This is a genomic window from Candidatus Marivariicella framensis, assembly GCF_982709265.1.
Genome location: NZ_CEXPNT010000032.1, coordinates 1 through 17,046, shown reverse-complemented (window position 1 = coordinate 17,046; position 17,046 = coordinate 1). Strand labels below are relative to the sequence as shown.

The following is a 17,046-nucleotide window of genomic DNA, read 5'->3' as shown; positions in this document are numbered from 1 at the left end:
GGACAAAAGATGAATCAACAGAATATTCACTGAATTGTGATGGGGTAGCAAACCCAGATATTTATCTTGCAGATAATGGAATTACTGTAAAATGTGAAAATGCAGACGTTGGAGATATAGGAACTGTGAATGGAAAGGCTTATACCGTAGTTGAAAACTTACAAGATTTGTTAGCTAATAACTCTGAAGCTGATTTTACTTGTTTTTGTATATCTAAAGTAATTGCATTAGGAAATATGTTTTCCGGTAACACAAACTTCAATCAAGATATCAGTAGTTGGGATACTTCTAATGTAACTGACATGGGACAAATGTTCTACGATGCAGCAAACTTTAATAATGGTAGCAACCAAGAGGGGCTTAAAAATTGGGACACCTCAAAGGTTACTAATATGGATAGAATGTTTGACGGAGCACTTGCTTTCAATGGTAATTTATCATCTTGGAATACTTCTAATGTGACCTCAATGAGATATATGTTTTTTAGAGCATCAATTTTTAATTCTGATATAAGCAACTGGAATGTTTCAAATGTAATCTACATGGACAATATGTTTAATGGAGCCAAAAATTTTGATGCAGATTTATCTTCTTGGGACGTTTCAAATGTTACATCTATGTCCGGAATGTTTGCAGGGACTGGAAATGTTAAAAATGGAAGTGTTTTAGGAGATAATTTTAATTTAGGAAATTGGAACGTATCAAATGTTACCAATATGGAAAGCATGTTTCTTGAGGCAATAAAATTTAATGATGATATTGGTAGCTGGGATACTTCCAATGTTACTGATATGAAAAGTATATTCGCTAAAGCAATAATATTTAATCAAGATATAGGAAATTGGAATACTTCAAATGTAATCTATATGAATAATATGTTTCAAGAAGCTATGTTATTCAATCAAGATATTGGTGGTTGGAATACATCTAATGTTACTGATATGAGTTTTATGTTCTGGGGTGCTTTCGATTTTAATCAAGATATAGGGAATTGGGATACTTCTAGTGTAATCGATATGAATGGTGTGTTCATAAGTGCATCGGTGTTTGACCAAGATATTGGAGACTGGGATACTTCCAATGTTACTAATATGCATCAAATGTTTTTTGAAGCAGATTTATTTAATCAAGACATTGGAAACTGGGATACATCAAGTGTTACTGAAATGCGAGGGATGTTTTGGGATGCACCTTCTTTTGATCAAGATATAGGAGGTTGGAATGTTTCTAATGTTATCAAAATGGAGAATATGTTTAATCTGGCAACAGCATTCAACCAGGATATAGGGAGTTGGAATACTTCTAATGTTACTTTTATGGGGAATATGTTTCAAGGAGCTACCTCCTTTAATCAAGATATTGGAAATTGGGATACATCTAGTGTGACTGATATGAGTTTTATGTTTGATACTGCAATTGTTTTCAATCAAGATATTGGAAGTTGGAATACTTCAAAGGTGACTGATATGCGATTTATGTTTAAAGACGCAACATCATTTAACAAAGATATAGGAAGTTGGGACACCTCTAGTGTGAATGATATGGTACAAATGTTTGCTAATGCTACTATTTTCAATCAAGACATAGGAAACTGGGATACTTCTAATGTAACTACTATGTATGCTATGTTCCAATCTGCAATTGTTTTTAATCAAGATATAGGAAACTGGAACACCTCTAGTGTGACTGATATGTTAGGGATGTTTAATAACGCTTTATTATTCAATAAAAATATTGATGGCTGGAATACTTCAAACGTATCCAATATGTCTCAAATGTTTAAAGGTGCCTTAGTTTTTAATCAAGACATAGGAAGCTGGAATACTTCAAGTGTAACTGATATGAGCGGGATGTTCAAGGGAGCTTCATCATTCAATAAAGATATTGGGAGTTGGGATACTTCTAATGTGACTAATATGGCTAGTATGTTTGCTGATTCACCTGATTTTAATCAAGATCTAACAGGATGGTGTGTTTCTCAATTTTCATCTGAACCTAATGATTTTGCCCTTAATAATGCACTAACTGAAGCTAACAAGCCAGTCTGGGGAACGTGTCCCCAATAGGCTAACAATTAAAAATTAGCTTGGCTGATTCTGAAGTTTTATTTGCAATAAATTCTATAGGAAGATCATAACACTCTGCTACTTTTTTTGCTATTATAGGTAAGTAATTACTCTCATTTCTTTTTCCCCTGTAAGGAACAGGAGCTAAATACGGAGAGTCTGTTTCGAGTACTATTGATTCAATTGGAATCTCTTTTATAAACTTGTCAATTTTACCATTTTTAAAGGTTACTACCCCTCCTATTCCTAATTTCATATTAAAACCTATTGCTCTTTGAGCTTGATCCAAATCACCTGTAAAACAATGGAAAATACCTCTAAGTTTATCACTTTTATGATTTTCTAAAACATCAAACACCTCATCAAACGCATCCCTACAATGAATAACTATTGGCAGGTCATATTCTTTAGCCCATATAATCTGTTGATTGAATGCTTCTTGTTGTTTTGACAAATTAGTTTTATCCCAATACAGATCTATTCCTATTTCACCAACTGCACAAAAACTTCCATTTTTCAGATTTTGTTCTACATGCTTTAATTCATTTTTATAATCTTCTTTGACATGAGTAGGGTGAAGACCTGACATTAAGAAAATATTTTTTGGATATTTAGCTTTTAAACCCAACATTCGTTTAGTGTAAGACATGTCAATTGCAGGTAAGAAAAACTTGTGAACTCCATTTTTAATACATAACTCAATTTGATCATCTCGATCTTGATCAAAATCTTCAATATATAAATGGGTATGGGTATCTATTAATTTCACATGATAAAAATACTATTTTAGCATTTAAATATTCAAAATGTCAATACCCTTTATTAAAAATCATAAGACTTCAGTTAAATGTTTTGTTCTAAAGACAAACCATATAACATGTAAAATAATTATTAACGGTGTTGAGGGAAACTTTTTAATTGACAGTGGAGCCTCTAATTCTTGTATTGATATTACCAGTGATGAAAGATTTAAACTAGAAAAATATAAAAAGTCGTATAGTGCATCAGGAGCTGGAAATGGAAAGTTTGATGTTTCAAAGTCTAAAAAAGCCCAGATAAGTCACCTAGGGAAGAATATCGTGAAGTTAAATTTTCTGTTAATTGATATGGAATCGATAAACAAAGCTCTTAATGAGAGCGATAGTATAAATGTAGATGGGATATTAGGAGCTGATTTTTTAATTAAAAAAAACGCATTAATAAGCTATAAAACGATGACTCTATCTTTTTAAAGTTCCAAAGACTTTTTTAAATCTCCATCCATTAAAGTATTTAACGGATCCTCTAAAGATTCCTTAATAGCAACTAAAAAGCCTACAGATTCTCTTCCATCAATTATTCTATGATCATAGGATAAAGCTAAATACATCATCGGGCGAATTACTACCTTACCATCAATAGCAACAGGCCTTTCAATTATATTGTGCATGCCTAATATTCCAGATTGTGGAGGATTGATAATTGGGGTAGATAACATAGAACCAAAGACACCACCATTTGAAATAGTGAATGTACCACCTGTCATATCATCAATAGTTATTTTTCCATCTCTAGCGGCTATTGCCAGTCGTTTTATTTCAGATTCAATACTTCTAAATGAAAGAGATTCTGCATTTCTAACTACCGGAACCATTAAACCTTTTGGTCCTGAAACTGCAACTGAAATATCACAATAGTCATAAGTAATTTGCTGATCTCCTTCTATCATTGAATTAACATCAGGATACATTTTTAATGCTCTAACTACTGCTTTAGTGAAAAAGCTCATAAAGCCTAAACCAACTTCATGTTTTGATTTAAAAGACTCTTTGTGTTTCTTTCTAATATTAAATATCTCAGACATGTCTACTTCATTAAAAGTAGTCAACATAGCTGTTTCATTTTTAGCTGAGACTAATCTTTCTGCGACTTTTCTTCGCAGCATAGACATTTTTTTTGTTGTTTGTTCACGTTTTCCATTTTCAGGTAAAGACCCCATTGAAACTTTGGCTTTTATTGCGTCAGTCTTGGTTATTCTTCCATCTCTTCCTGTGCCTTTTAGTGAGGTTATATCAATATTTTTTTCAGCAATAATTTTTTTAGCAGCAGGAGAAGGAGCCCCTGAAGCATATGTAGTATTTTCTGTTTTTAAAACCTCTGGAGACTTTTCAGTTTCTTTATTTACTTCATTTTTAGATTTATTTCCGACAGGTGCCTTACCATCTGTATCAATTATACAAACAATTTCACCTACAGCAACAGCATCTCCTTCATCAGCTTTAAAGGTTATTATTCCACTAACTTCTGCAGGAAGTTCAAGTGTAGCTTTATCAGAATCCACTTCAGCGATAGCCTGGTCTTTTTCAACATAATCCCCGTCTTCAACAAGCCATTGAGCAATTTCAACCTCTGTTATTGATTCTCCAGGAGAAGGCACTTTCATTTCTAAAATCATTATTTAAACTTTTGATTTATTTATTTTTCGTTTTTGATTATTTTTTGAAGGATCAAAAACATATTCTATAACCTCATTATGACGTTTTTTAAAACGTGTAGAACTTCCTGCTGCAGGAGTTCCATACATTCTACGACTTGCAGGACGCATTTGTTGGGCCTGTGGAAAATTTAATAATAAGTAACTCCAAGCTCCCATATTTCTTGGTTCTTCTTGAGCCCAAACAATATCATTAGCATTTTTATATCTTGAAATTACTTCTTTTATTTCTTTTTCAGGCAATGGAAATAATTGTTCTAATCTAACAAGGGCTAAATCATTAGATCTATTTTTAATTTCTCTAGCCTTATAAAGATCATAATAAAATTTTCCAGAACAAAACACTACAGTCTTAACACTAGATATTTCTACTTCAGAATCATCTATAACAGCTTTAAAATCTCCTTCATAAAACTCTCTTGTTTTTGAAACTGCTTTTGGATGTCTTAGTAAACTTTTTGGAGTAAAAACAATTAATGGTTTCCTGTATTTTGCTTTTAATTGACGTCTCAAAACATGAAACATATTTGCGGGAGTGGAACAATTAACAACAAACATATTATCTTTTGCACACATTTGTAGATATCTTTCGATTCTAGCCGATGAATGTTCAGCACCCTGACCTTCATATCCATGAGGTAGAAGCATTACCAACCCGTTTTGAAGTTTCCATTTGTCTTCTGCAGATGTTATGTATTGATCAATTATAATTTGAGCCCCATTAGAAAAATCTCCAAACTGAGCTTCCCATATTGTTAAAGCGTTTGGACTGGCCATCGCATAACCATAATCAAATCCAAGAACTGCGTATTCAGATAACAAGGAATTGTATACCTTAAACTTTCCCTGATCTTTATTTATATCATTTAATAAAACGATTTCTTCTTCAGATTCTTCAGTAACTAAAACAGCATGACGATGCGAAAATGTTCCTCTCTCAACATCTTGTCCTGACAATCTAATATCATGACCTTCACTAAGAAGTGTTCCATAAGCAAGTAACTCACCCATTGCCCAGTCTAATGAGTCTGATTCAAAAAACATTTTTTTTCTATCTGCTATTAATCTTTCGGTTTTTCTTAAGAACTTTTTATTTTCAGGTAATGTAGTAATTGCTTTAGCGACTATTGTCAAATCTTTAGAAGAGACTTTAGTTACAATCTTTTTTTTCATTCCAATCTCATCTACTCTTTCTGTATATGGGGCAATATTTTTCCACTCATCTTCCATAAACTGTGTGATTACAGTTTTTTCTAGTTTTCTTGAGTCTTCAAGGTTCTGTTCTAAGAACTCTTTGTATTCTTTTTCAAGAATAGCAACATGGTTTTCATCAATTATACCCTGTGAGATAAGATCAGCAGCATATATATCTCGAGAATTTGGATGACTTGCAATTTTTTTATAAAGCTGAGGTTGAGTAAATCTGGGTTCATCACCTTCATTGTGTCCATATCTTCGATATCCAAGTAAATCTATAAACACATCCCTTCCAAATTGCATACGATAATCCAAAGCAAAAAGAACCGCATGAACAACTGCCTCAGCATCATCAGAATTAACATGTAAAACAGGAGACAAAGTAACTTTCCCGACATCTGTACAGTATGTGCTTGATCTAGCATCAAGATAGTTTGTGGTAAAACCTATTTGATTATTGACAACAATATGAACAGTCCCTCCGGTGCCATATCCTTTAAGAAGTGCCATTTGAGTTATTTCATAAGGCAAGCCCTGTCCTGCAATAGCAGCATCACCATGAACTATTATAGGGAGAACTTTGTTTGTGTCTCCATCAAATTTATTTTCTAATTTTGAGCGTGTAATTCCTTCCACTATCGCTCCAACAGTTTCAAGATGTGACGGGTTAGGAGCAATACTCATGTTGATCTTTTTTCCTGTATCGGTAACCCTATTAGATGACCAACCTAAGTGATATTTAACATCTCCATCAAAAATAACCTCCTCATAGTCCTTTCCATCAAATTCACTAAATATATCTTTACTTGACTTCCCAAATATATTTGTTAAAGTATTTAATCTTCCCCGGTGAGCCATTCCCATGACAAATTCTTCAACACCTTTTTCTGCCGCAGCTTCAACAATAGCATCAAGAGCAGGAATTAAAGATTCTCCTCCTTCTAACGAAAATCTTTTTTGACCCACATATTTGGTATGAAGAAAGTTTTCAAAACTTATAGCTTGATTTAATTTTTTTAAAATATGTTTTTTTTGATCAAAGGAGAAGTTAGGGTGATTGTCATTTATATTTAATCGTTCTTGAATCCAATTTAATTTTTTTGGATCACGGATATACATGTATTCAACTCCTATAGCATCACAATAGACTTGTTTTAAATGCTTTATTGTAACACTAAGAGGGCTTGGCCCTATCCCTATAACAGATCCAGCGTTAAAAACAGTACTTAGATCTGATTCAGATAAACCAAAATTTTCTATATCAAGTGTTGGTGAGTACTTTCTTCTGTCTCGAACAGGATTTGTTTTGGTAAACAAGTGACCTCTAGTTCGGTAACCATCAATTAACTTTATAACCTGAAATTCTTTTCTTAATGACTCTGGAACTTGGCTGTAATCAGCTACACTATCTGCACCACTCTCTAGACCAAAGTCAAAACCCTGAAAAAAAGCCCTCCAACTAGGCTCCATAGTATCAGGAGATTTTAAATACCTATCATACTGTTCTGAAAAGTAAGTAGTGTGTGCAGCGTTCAGGAATGAATAATTGTCCATTAATCAAATTCTAAGAGTCCTTACCTGTAAAATTACACATTTATAGGCAACCTCTAACCTTCCTTTAATAATAAATTAAATCATTTAAATATGTGAATAATAAAAAGTGAAAAAGGGTCTCAAAAAAGATTATATCATAAAATATTTTTTAATTTTTGTATCATGTTTGCATTAATTGATTGTAATAATTTTTACGTCTCTTGCGAGAGAGTTTTTCAACCACAGTTTGACAAAAAACCTGTTGTGGTTTTATCAAACAATGATGGCTGTGTTATCTCGAGAAGTAATGAAGCAAAAGCACTAGAAATACCGATGGGAGCAGCAGCTTTTAAGTATAAAAATCAATTTAAAAAATATAATGTAAAAGTTTTTTCATCTAATTATGCTCTTTATGGAGATATGAGTAGAAGAGTGATGAGTATTTTAGAGAGCTACAGTCCAAATATCGAAATATATAGTATTGATGAAGCTTTTTTAAAGCTTACAAGTTTTAATAATTTAGATATAACAGAGGAGAGTTATAAGATAAAAAAACAAATCTATCAATGGACCGGAATTCCTGTTTCGATTGGCTTGGCTCCTAGTAAATCTTTAGCTAAAATTGCTAATAAAATTGCTAAAAAATTTAATCATCAAACTCTAGGGGTTTATAGCTTAGATAGTCAAGAAAAAATAAACAAAGCCCTTAAATGGACTACTATTGAAGATGTTTGGGGTGTTGGTCGCAGATATGCTAAACTTCTAAGATCTATAGGTGTTAAAAATGCTCTAGAGTTTATTAACCTTCCTGATCAGTGGGTTAAAAAAAATATGAATGTTTTAGGCCTTAGGTTAAAAAAGGATTTATCAGGATTATCTTTTATTAAATTAGAAGAGATAAGGTCTCAAAAAAAATCAATTGCTACCACAAGAAGCTTTGAATCTATATTAACTAACTTATCTGATATAGAAGAACGTGTTTCTACTTTTGCGACAAGCTGTGCTGAAAAGTTACGCATACAAAATAGTTGTTGTACTAGCTTGTTAGTCTTTGTGAGGAGTGATCCATTTAAAAAAGAACAACAATATAGCAATAGCTGTGTAATACAACTAAGCAATGCAAGTAACTCCAGCTTAATCCTTAGTAAACAAGCTATTTATGGACTTCGAAAAATTTTTAAACCTGGAATATCTTATAAAAAAGCAGGTGTTTTAGCTTTAGGTCTAACATCAAAAGAAAATCATCAATTAAATATTTTCGAACCAAACATAGTTAGACATGATAGTCTTATGAAAGCAATAGACACTATAAATCATAGACATGGGTCTAATCGAATAAAATTAGCAAATCAAGACCTTAATCGTGTGTGGAAAATGAAACAAAACAATCTTTCACCTAAATTCACGACAGTTTTAGAAGATATTATAAAAGTAAAATGATTAATAAAAAATTGATTTTTTTTAAGCCTGATACTCAAAATCAAAAATACTTCCCTTTAGCAAGCGAGGGAATTTCTGCAGGATTCCCATCACCAGCAGAGGATTTTAAAGAACTAAAAATAAGTATTGATCAGGAGGTTGTAAAAAATGAATCTGCTACATTTTTTGCAAGAGTTGACGGGCAGTCAATGCAAGGAGCAGGATTAGATGATGGAGACTTAATAGTAATTGACAGAAGTCAAGAGCCTGAAAATGGAAAAATAGCAGTTTGTTTTATAGATGGAGAATTTACAGTAAAAAGACTAAAAGTTGAAGACGACTGTATCTATTTGATGCCTGAAAATTCAAAATACAAAGCCTTAAAAGTAACCAGTGAAAATCAACTTATCATATGGGGGATAGTTACTTATGTAGTTAAAAAAGTTTAAATATTATAAACGTTCATAAATACCTGCTATTCCTTGACCTCCGCCCACGCATGCTGTTACCATTCCGTATTTCTGATTCTTTCTTTTCATTTCATTGAGTAGTTGAACACTTAGTTTTGCACCTGTACAACCTAAAGGATGTCCCATAGCAATAGCTCCACCATTAACATTAACACTTTCAGGGTCTAAACCTACCTCTTGAATGACAGCTAAAGCTTGAGTTGCAAAAGCTTCATTGAGCTCAGTTTGCTGAATGTCTTTAATATTTAGACCTGCTTGATTTAAAGCTTTCGGAATAGCTACACATGGACCAATACCCATATAAAGAGGATCAACACCACCCACAGCACAACTTATTAATCTTGCAATGGGCTCAAGATTTAATTCTTTAACCATTTTCTCACTTACAATTAGGGTAAAGGCAGATCCGTCAGAAGTTTGAGATGCATTTCCAGCAGTTACAACACCCTTTTGGCGAAATGCCGGCCTAAGTCTAGCTAAGCCTTCTAAAGAAGTGTCACGTCGAACTCCTTCGTCTTGACTAACAGTGTGAGTTTTTGTAACTCTTTTTCCATCTTCTACAAAAACTTCGTCAACTGTAATAGGAACAATTTCATTATCAAACTTTTTAGAGTCAATAGCAGCTCCAGCTTTAGCATGAGAATTAACTGCAAACTCATCAGACATTTCACGAGTTATTCCATATTTATCAGCAACAGCCTCAGCTGTAGCGCCCATAGAAACATGATAATTAATATTCTCTAGATTAGCTTTAAAACTTGGGGCAAGCTTATAACCTGTCATTGGAATCATACTCATGCTTTCTGTGCCTCCAGCAATATATATATGACCAAATCCAGCTTTTATTTTTCCGACTGCCATAGATATAGACTCAAGACCTGAGGCACAATATCTATTTATCGTTATACCTGGGACTTCTTTACCTAAAGCTCTTGCAGCAATCAATCTTCCTATCTGCAACCCTTGTTCTCCTTCAGGATTTGCACATCCTACAATTACATCATCAACTAATTTAGGGTCTAAATTTTTAGTGTTGGATAATAAATACTTTATTACATCAACGGCTAGATCGTCTGATCGATAATTTTTAAATCCACCTTTATGAGCTTTACAAACTGCAGATCTATAACCTTTTACAATATATGCTTCCATTTTTAAGTATTTTTAATTTCTTAGAGGTTTATTATTCATTAATAAATATTGAATCCTATCTAAAGTTTTTTGATTACCTAGCAAAGACAGCATCCCTTCTCTTTCTAGATCAAGAAGATATGTTTCACTTACTTTTTGAGAGCTTGTTAAGTCACCACCAGAGATAATAAATGCAATTTTACGAGCAATTTCAACATCATATTCAGACATATAACCTCCCAAGTAGAATTCATTAACAGCAGAGTACAATACGCTTAAACCTGTTCGGCCTAGAACCTCAATGTCAGTTCTTACAGAAGGCGGCACGTAATTGAATGCCATTTGTAATACTTTTTTCTTAGCCTCCCCAATATTTCTTTGGACATTACAACAAACTTCATCCCTCTCTTCCTTCAAAAAACTAAGATCATAAGCTTCACGTGCAGATGTAGAAATAGTTGCAGTGGCAATTGTTTTGAAATGGTTTATGAGAGTTGGAATTTTAACATCTCCTTCAAAAAACTTATCAGATGCCCTAAGAGCCATTTCTTTGACCCCTCCTCCTGCAGGTAATAATCCAACACCAACTTCAGGTAATCCAATATATGATTCAGCTGCATAAATACCTGCATCGCAATGCATAGCTATTTCACATCCCCCTCCAAAAACATACCCTTGAGTTGCAACAACCACTGGGATTTTAGATGTTCTAATTCGCATGTTAAGGTCTTGAAAGCCTCCTATCATAACATCAAGGTTGTCAAATTGTTTCTGCATAGCTAACATACCTACATTCATAAGGTTGGCTCCAACTGAAAATTGTTTTGCATTATTTCCAATAACTATACCCTTCCAACCTTCTTCTTCTGCCATCCTTATTGCCTGATCAATTCCATGACCTATTCCTTCACCTATAGAATTACTTTTACTTGTAAACTCCAGGCACATAACTCCATCTCCTATATCATGAACTGTACATTCACTGTTTTTTATAAGGGGTTTATTCTCTCGGTAAGAGTCTAATATTATATAGTTGTCAGAGCTTGGAACAGGTAAATATGATTTTGACTCAAGGTCATAATATTTCTTTTTTCCAGACTCAAACTTATAAAAAGATGTTGCATTTTCATCTTGCATAATTTTAATCCATTCCGGCAAGCTAGATCCTGACTTTTCAATAAGCTCTATCCCAGCATTAAAACCTAATGAATCCCATAATTCAAATGGCCCATAGTCCCAGAAGTAACCTGTTCTCATCGCATCATCAATTTGATAATATGCAGATGAAATTTCAGGTGCTCTCTGAGCCGAGTAATTAAATAATGCTGTAAAATACTCTTTCAAAAAGAGATTTTCACGATCACTTCCTAAAACTAAAAAAGACAATCTTTTACCTATATTTTGAATTGATTTTCCTTCTTTAACAATTTTTAATTTTGGCCTTGCTGTTTTTTCATATTCTAAAGTTTCAAGATTTAAAACATTAATTATTGACCTTCCTTTAGAGTCTCTTTCCTTTGTTTTTTGATAGAATCCTTTTCCAGATTTATTACCATAAAATTTATTGTCTAATAAATAGCTCATGAAAGCAGGAACCTCTCTGGTTTTTAGATCTTCAAAAAATTCATCATTTTTTACAGCACTTGCTACAAAAGAACTAACTTTCTCTGAAGTATCTAAACCTACTAAGTCTTGTAATTTAAATGTTGCTGTGTTTGGTCTACCAATGAGTGGTCCTGTTATTGCATCTACTTCTTCAATAGTCATTTTATAATCTATAGTTAAATGAATTAAAGCAGTTCCTGACATTACCCCAATTCTATTTGCAATAAAAGCGGGAGTGTCTCGACACAAAACAGTTTGTTTTCCAAGGGTTACATCTCCAAAATGCATAAAAAAGTCTATAACACTTGAGTCAGTTTCCTTAATTGGGATTACTTCTAAAAGTCTTAAATATCTTGGAGGGTTAAAAAAGTGAGTCCCGCAAAAATGTTTTTTAAACTCATCAGATCTACCATCAGCCAATAAACTTATTGGAATACTCGATGTGTTAGAAGTAACTAAACTTCCAGACTTTCTATTTGCTTCAACTTTTTCGAAAATCTGTTTTTTTATTTCTAAATCTTCAACAACCACCTCTATTATCCAATCAGCATCAGAAATGTCTTTAAAATTATCGGTAAAATTTCCAGTAGTTATTCTATCAGCATTCTTTTTTTCATAAACCGGGGAAGGCTTTGATTTAATAGCTTTAAGTAAGGCTGAATCTACAATACTATTTCGAATTTTTTTATCTTTTGAATCTGATTGATTGGGAGGAACAATGTCAAGCATTAGAACATCCATACCAACATTGGCGAGGTGACAAGCAATCCCAGAACCCATAATACCTGACCCTAATACAACTACTTTCTTAATTCGATAACTCATATATGAAAAAATTTAATTGTGCTAAGCTAATTAATATTTACATTTGAAAAAATTAATTTAATTGCGATTTAATATATAACTTTAAATAATACTCAAATAAGAAATAAAATGGATAAAAATTTAGTTTTTGAACAGCTTAAAGAACGAGTTGAGAATGTAGATTCAATAGACGGAACCATAAAGTTTGTGGTGGATGATAATGCAATTTTCATTGATGGAACTGGTGATAAAAACACTATAACTCCAGATGATAAAGATGCTGATTGTACTATTTCTGTGTCTAGTGATATTTTAAAACAAATGCGTGATGGAGAAATAAATCCAATGATGGCCGTGATGAGTGGTAAAATAAAAATATCTGGAGATATGGGATTAGCAATGAAAGTTCAATCACTTCTTAGCTAAAAATTTTTTTACCTTTTCAATTTAAAAAATGAATGAAATATGCTGCTATGGAGAAATATTGTGGGATATTTTTCCTGATAAAAAATTAATTGGTGGAGCACCTCTAAACTGCTCCCTGAGATTGCATGCATTAGGAAATAAGGTTGAAATAATTAGCGCTGTCGGAAATGATTCATTAGGGGACGAAGCTATATCCTATATAAAAGATAAGGGTTTATCAAATCGATTTATTTTAACCAATAATCATAAAACTGGAACTGTACTTATTGATCTCGATAAAAATGGAAATGCAACGTATGATATTAAAAACTCAGTTTCTTGGGATTTTATTCATTCAAGTGACTTGATTATTGAAAAAATAAAAAAATCAAACGCATTTATATATGGTAGCTTATCAGCAAGAAATTCCCAGTCGAAAAAAACTCTTTTTGAATTAATTGAAATAGCATCTTTTAATGTTTTTGACCTCAATTTAAGAGCTCCATTTTATAATTTTATAACTATTAAAAAGCTTCTTAATAAAGCAGATTTTATAAAGTTTAATGAAGAAGAAATAATAGAAGTTTCAAATCGATTAGGTCATTTTGACAATGATTTAATTTCAAACATCTTATTTGTAAGCAAGTTCTCGAATACTGAAATAATTTGTGTTACTAGGGGCAATAAAGGGGCCCTCTTATATTATAAAAAGAATATTTTTCATCATGATGGTTTTGCTGTCAAAGTAGTTGACACTATTGGTTCAGGAGATAGTTTTTTAGCAATGCTAGTCAATGAACTACTAAAAGATAGTGATCCAGAAGAATCTTTAAAAAAATCATGTGCAATTGGGGCAATGGTAGCATCAAAATCAGGAGCAAACCCTGAATTTAAAGAAGAAGAAATTAAAGCTTTTATTGAAAGTTATTAATTTCAAACTCAACTCTTCTCTCTTTTTGGTGTTCTTCCTTAGAGACCATAGTGCTCATGTCTTTTATCTTCACAAAAGACTCTCCGTATCCAACTCCAGTGATTCTACTTGAATTTTTAATTTTAGATTTTATATACGCAACTATTGATTTAGATCTTCTGTCAGATAATCTAATATTATATTCGTCTTTACCTCTTCTATCTGTGTATGCTTTAATTTTAACCTCCATACTTGGATATAAATTAAGCGCAGCAATTACCTCATCAATCCTATCTACATACTTTTTCCAAACATCTGCTGAATCAAACTCAAAGTATATTGGTCTAAAACTAAATTCAATTTCTGGCTCTGTAACAGGCTCTACTCTCTTCAAATAGACGTTTATTGATTTAGTTTTTGAATATGAACTTTCCAAATAATAGCTAAAAGTATCTCTTTTTACTTCTGGTCCTTTTGGCATATACCAAAAACTTCCATTGGCTTTTAAATTAACAGATCCTGCATTTGGAGTTTGGTATAGATAAACTTGTTTGTCCACTAAACTATTCAAGGGATCTTCAGAAAGCATTAAAAATTCATCATTTTTTAAAACTCCATCAAATGATATGACTAAAGTGTCAGATCCAAACATATATCTGTCTTCTAAACCCTTAACTAAGGGTCTAGAAACAAAGTAATAATTATCATCCTTACCTTTTCCTCCTTTTCTGTTAGAACTTATAAATCCTAATTTAGTTTTTGAATCAAGAAAAAAACTAAAATCATCTTCTTCTGAACTAAAAGGAGTTCCTAGTGGCTCTGTTGTCCACCTGTTCTCTATTAAACGAGTTGCCATAAATGGATCTAATTTTCCAAGACTCAATTTTTGATTAGATGAATAAAACAAAACATCATCACTGTATACAAAAGGAAAAACTTCATCAGAACTGGTATTAATATCAATCCCCATATTTTCGGGCTTTCCAACTACACCGTTTCGGTTGTAACGAACCCTATATAAATCCATACCTCCGAAACCTCCTGGTCTATCACTCGAAAAATAAAGCCATTCCCTTTCTGAGTCATAGGTTGGATGCATATTCGAATAGTTTTCTTTTAATTCAAAAAGTGGCTCTATTAATATTTTATTTTCTGATAATGGATAATCAACTTGATATATATTTAATTGATATTTCTTATCGGAATCTACTCTTTCAATACTCCTAGTTAAAAGTAGTTTCTTTATGTTATTCAAGTAAACAACAGGTCCTTCTTGTAAAACAGAATTTATTTTAGAAGTAAGCAAATCATCTCTGATTATTTTACCATTTAATGTATCCATTAAACCATTTGCAATATTATATATAGTTGATTCAGATTTAATTCTTTTAAGTTTTTTAATGTCCTCTGATGGATTTTTGTTTGAGCTGACATAATAAAATTCAATTTGGTTTTTATCATTATAATGATCACTTGGATTATATAAGTTTGGAACCATAATAGCTCCAAATTCATCTTCTGAAGTATTATTTGGAAATGATTTTAAGTTTGTAGATGTTGAATTATAAAATCTAGATTTATAAACTAAACTGTCATCCTCTAAAATATCATCTTGGTGGACTTTTAATCTTCTTGCCTTTTCTCTATATTCTTTTGAAAGTTTAGAATCTAGGGGAAGAAGTTGAGCAAAAGTCAAATAATCAACTACTCCCGCTAGTTGATTATCACTAATAGATCTAAAAGTCGATGATGCATTTGATTTCATATCAAGTTTCATGTAAGCAAATGCCAAATTTCGCTCTTGATCAATATTGAGACTATCAATTGATTTCTCATATAGCTCAATTGCTTTGCTGAATTTATTATTCATGTAATAATAATCAGCCCAATCAACTGAATTTGTTTGTCCAATAACAAGACAGCTATTCAACAAAAAGATAAAATTTAAAATGTATTTCACAATTAAAAGATTCTAGGTGATCTTAATATTCCTTGAGTTTTTGAAGCCAATTGAAAACGTAAAAATAGTTCATGTGAATTGTTAGTAATTCCAATATTTTTATTCAATGAAGAACCCTGATACGCATAACCAATAGTCATATTTTCTCCGACATGAACACCTGCAATGGCCCCATAAAATCCTGCATTATTTTTATCGGGTCTTCCAGCACTAACTGTTGTTCGAAGTTGGGGACCAATCCAAAACTTATCTCTGACTACAATTAAAACACTTGCATCATAAGTAAGGGGTAATAACTCTGTTTTCTGCACAAGAAAACTAGGCTTAAACTTGATTGATTGATTCATATTTATAAGTCCTCCAAAAAACATATAATAATTTCTTTTATAAAAAATTTCCTCGTCTTCCAAAAAGTTAGGTATGGCTATTCCTAAATAAAATTTTTGATTATGCAAGTAAAGTCCTGCACCTATATTGGGTGAAAATTTGTTATTTATCTGTGATGAGAGAACTAAATCCGATGAATCAAAAGGAGAAATCATAGAATTATTTAACTGATAGGATCTTCCACTTGCTTTAATTCCTAAACCTAATTTTAGATTTTTATCATTTAGCTTTAGGTGGTAAGAAAAATCTAAAGCTACACTAGTGTTTTGAGAAGGTCCTATTTTATCAATAACACTTGACAAACCAAAACCAACATTTTTACTTTCAAATTGATGTCCTACACTTATTGCCTGAGTCTCAGGAGCACCAACAATTCCATCCCATTGAGTTCTGTTCACTAATGTGAATTGAGTGGAGTTTTGAGCTCCAACATATGCTGGGTTTATTGACTGATGATTAAACATATACAAAGAAAATGCCGCTTCTTGTTGAGACCATAAAAATGGACAAAGCAAGAAAAAACATAATCTTAACATTTTATGTATAGTTTTCATTTTTACTAATTTTTATAAAGATATATCCTTTTTTCTAAAACCTTAATTCAAGGATATATGCTAACTTTTAATTTGTTTTTATAAAGATATATCCTTTTTCAATAACTCCTTCACTTAAGTATAATTGATAAA

The 17,046-nt window shown here is 32.2% G+C and carries 13 protein-coding genes; 6 read left to right on the top strand and 7 right to left on the bottom strand.

What is annotated here, in order from left to right; all coding sequences use genetic code 11:
- Positions 1–2,066, top strand: a 2,066-nt coding sequence (locus tag AC34EU_RS08270) for a BspA family leucine-rich repeat surface protein (protein ID WP_489696192.1), incomplete at its 5' end; no start/stop codon positions are given.
- A gap of 1 nt (position 2,067) precedes the next feature.
- On the opposite strand, the gene AC34EU_RS08265 is transcribed toward AC34EU_RS08270, so the two are convergent.
- The gene (locus AC34EU_RS08265; protein ID WP_487534597.1) at positions 2,068–2,835 is read right to left on the bottom strand and encodes a TatD family hydrolase; all 768 of its coding nucleotides are present in this window, start codon (positions 2,833–2,835) and stop codon (positions 2,068–2,070) included.
- Positions 2,836–2,872: 37 nt separating this feature from the next.
- On the opposite strand from AC34EU_RS08265, the gene AC34EU_RS08260 reads away from it, so the two are divergent.
- The gene (locus AC34EU_RS08260; protein WP_487534596.1) at positions 2,873–3,298 is read left to right on the top strand and encodes a retropepsin-like aspartic protease; all 426 of its coding nucleotides are present in this window, start codon (positions 2,873–2,875) and stop codon (positions 3,296–3,298) included.
- Here the strand turns inward: AC34EU_RS08260 and odhB are convergent.
- Both odhB and AC34EU_RS08250 read right to left on the bottom strand, forming a co-directional pair.
- Positions 3,295–4,500 (bottom strand): 2-oxoglutarate dehydrogenase complex dihydrolipoyllysine-residue succinyltransferase, encoded by a 1,206-nt coding sequence (gene odhB, locus AC34EU_RS08255; RefSeq protein ID WP_487534595.1) that lies wholly within the window; start codon positions 4,498–4,500, stop codon positions 3,295–3,297. The two genes, AC34EU_RS08260 and odhB, sit on opposite strands and share 4 nt — an antisense overlap.
- Before the next feature lie 3 nt (positions 4,501–4,503).
- Complete coding sequence (locus tag AC34EU_RS08250) at positions 4,504–7,290, bottom strand: 2-oxoglutarate dehydrogenase E1 component (protein ID WP_487534594.1); 2,787 nt, start codon at positions 7,288–7,290, stop codon at positions 4,504–4,506.
- A 162-nt stretch (positions 7,291–7,452) separates the two neighbouring features.
- On the opposite strand from AC34EU_RS08250, the gene AC34EU_RS08245 reads away from it, so the two are divergent.
- Complete coding sequence (locus AC34EU_RS08245) at positions 7,453–8,709, top strand: Y-family DNA polymerase (RefSeq protein WP_487534593.1); 1,257 nt, start codon at positions 7,453–7,455, stop codon at positions 8,707–8,709.
- Positions 8,706–9,137 (top strand): LexA family protein, encoded by a 432-nt coding sequence (locus AC34EU_RS08240; protein ID WP_487534592.1) that lies wholly within the window; start codon positions 8,706–8,708, stop codon positions 9,135–9,137. The genes AC34EU_RS08245 and AC34EU_RS08240 overlap by 4 nt, the downstream gene beginning before the upstream one ends.
- Before the next feature lie 3 nt (positions 9,138–9,140).
- Here the strand turns inward: AC34EU_RS08240 and AC34EU_RS08235 are convergent, their stop codons facing one another.
- Positions 9,141–10,310 carry a thiolase family protein gene (locus tag AC34EU_RS08235; protein ID WP_487534591.1) on the bottom strand — a complete coding sequence of 390 codons (1,170 nt, stop codon included), beginning with the start codon at positions 10,308–10,310 and terminating at the stop codon, positions 9,141–9,143.
- Between the two features lie 12 nt (positions 10,311–10,322).
- Positions 10,323–12,719: a 3-hydroxyacyl-CoA dehydrogenase/enoyl-CoA hydratase family protein gene (locus AC34EU_RS08230; RefSeq protein WP_487534590.1), complete on the bottom strand. Its 2,397-nt coding sequence runs from the start codon at positions 12,717–12,719 to the stop codon at positions 10,323–10,325.
- Positions 12,720–12,827: 108 nt separating this feature from the next.
- On the opposite strand from AC34EU_RS08230, the gene AC34EU_RS08225 reads away from it, so the two are divergent.
- Both AC34EU_RS08225 and AC34EU_RS08220 read left to right on the top strand, forming a co-directional pair.
- The gene (locus tag AC34EU_RS08225; RefSeq protein WP_487534589.1) at positions 12,828–13,124 is read left to right on the top strand and encodes an SCP2 sterol-binding domain-containing protein; all 297 of its coding nucleotides are present in this window, start codon (positions 12,828–12,830) and stop codon (positions 13,122–13,124) included.
- Positions 13,125–13,152: 28 nt separating this feature from the next.
- Positions 13,153–14,034 carry a carbohydrate kinase family protein gene (locus AC34EU_RS08220; RefSeq protein ID WP_489666755.1) on the top strand — a complete coding sequence of 294 codons (882 nt, stop codon included), beginning with the start codon at positions 13,153–13,155 and terminating at the stop codon, positions 14,032–14,034.
- Here AC34EU_RS08220 and AC34EU_RS08215 read toward each other — a convergent pair.
- Positions 14,018–15,973 (bottom strand): OmpA family protein, encoded by a 1,956-nt coding sequence (locus AC34EU_RS08215; RefSeq protein ID WP_489696191.1) that lies wholly within the window; start codon positions 15,971–15,973, stop codon positions 14,018–14,020. The genes AC34EU_RS08220 and AC34EU_RS08215 overlap by 17 nt on opposite strands.
- 2 nt (positions 15,974–15,975) lie before the next feature.
- Positions 15,976–16,914: a PorP/SprF family type IX secretion system membrane protein gene (locus AC34EU_RS08210; RefSeq protein WP_487534586.1), complete on the bottom strand. Its 939-nt coding sequence runs from the start codon at positions 16,912–16,914 to the stop codon at positions 15,976–15,978.
- Positions 16,915–17,046: the final 132 nt, after the last annotated feature.

Coding starts and splice junctions, on each gene's coding strand:
- AC34EU_RS08210 (WP_487534586.1), bottom strand. CDS start 16,914: ATGAAAACTATACATAAAATGTTAAGATTATGTTTTTTCTTGCTTTGT.
- AC34EU_RS08245 (WP_487534593.1), top strand. CDS start 7,453: ATGTTTGCATTAATTGATTGTAATAATTTTTACGTCTCTTGCGAGAGA.
- AC34EU_RS08240 (WP_487534592.1), top strand. CDS start 8,706: ATGATTAATAAAAAATTGATTTTTTTTAAGCCTGATACTCAAAATCAA.
- AC34EU_RS08220 (WP_489666755.1), top strand. CDS start 13,153: ATGAATGAAATATGCTGCTATGGAGAAATATTGTGGGATATTTTTCCT.
- odhB (WP_487534595.1), bottom strand. CDS start 4,500: ATGATTTTAGAAATGAAAGTGCCTTCTCCTGGAGAATCAATAACAGAG.
- AC34EU_RS08225 (WP_487534589.1), top strand. CDS start 12,828: ATGGATAAAAATTTAGTTTTTGAACAGCTTAAAGAACGAGTTGAGAAT.
- AC34EU_RS08230 (WP_487534590.1), bottom strand. CDS start 12,719: ATGAGTTATCGAATTAAGAAAGTAGTTGTATTAGGGTCAGGTATTATG.
- AC34EU_RS08250 (WP_487534594.1), bottom strand. CDS start 7,290: ATGGACAATTATTCATTCCTGAACGCTGCACACACTACTTACTTTTCA.
- AC34EU_RS08235 (WP_487534591.1), bottom strand. CDS start 10,310: ATGGAAGCATATATTGTAAAAGGTTATAGATCTGCAGTTTGTAAAGCT.
- AC34EU_RS08260 (WP_487534596.1), top strand. CDS start 2,873: ATGTCAATACCCTTTATTAAAAATCATAAGACTTCAGTTAAATGTTTT.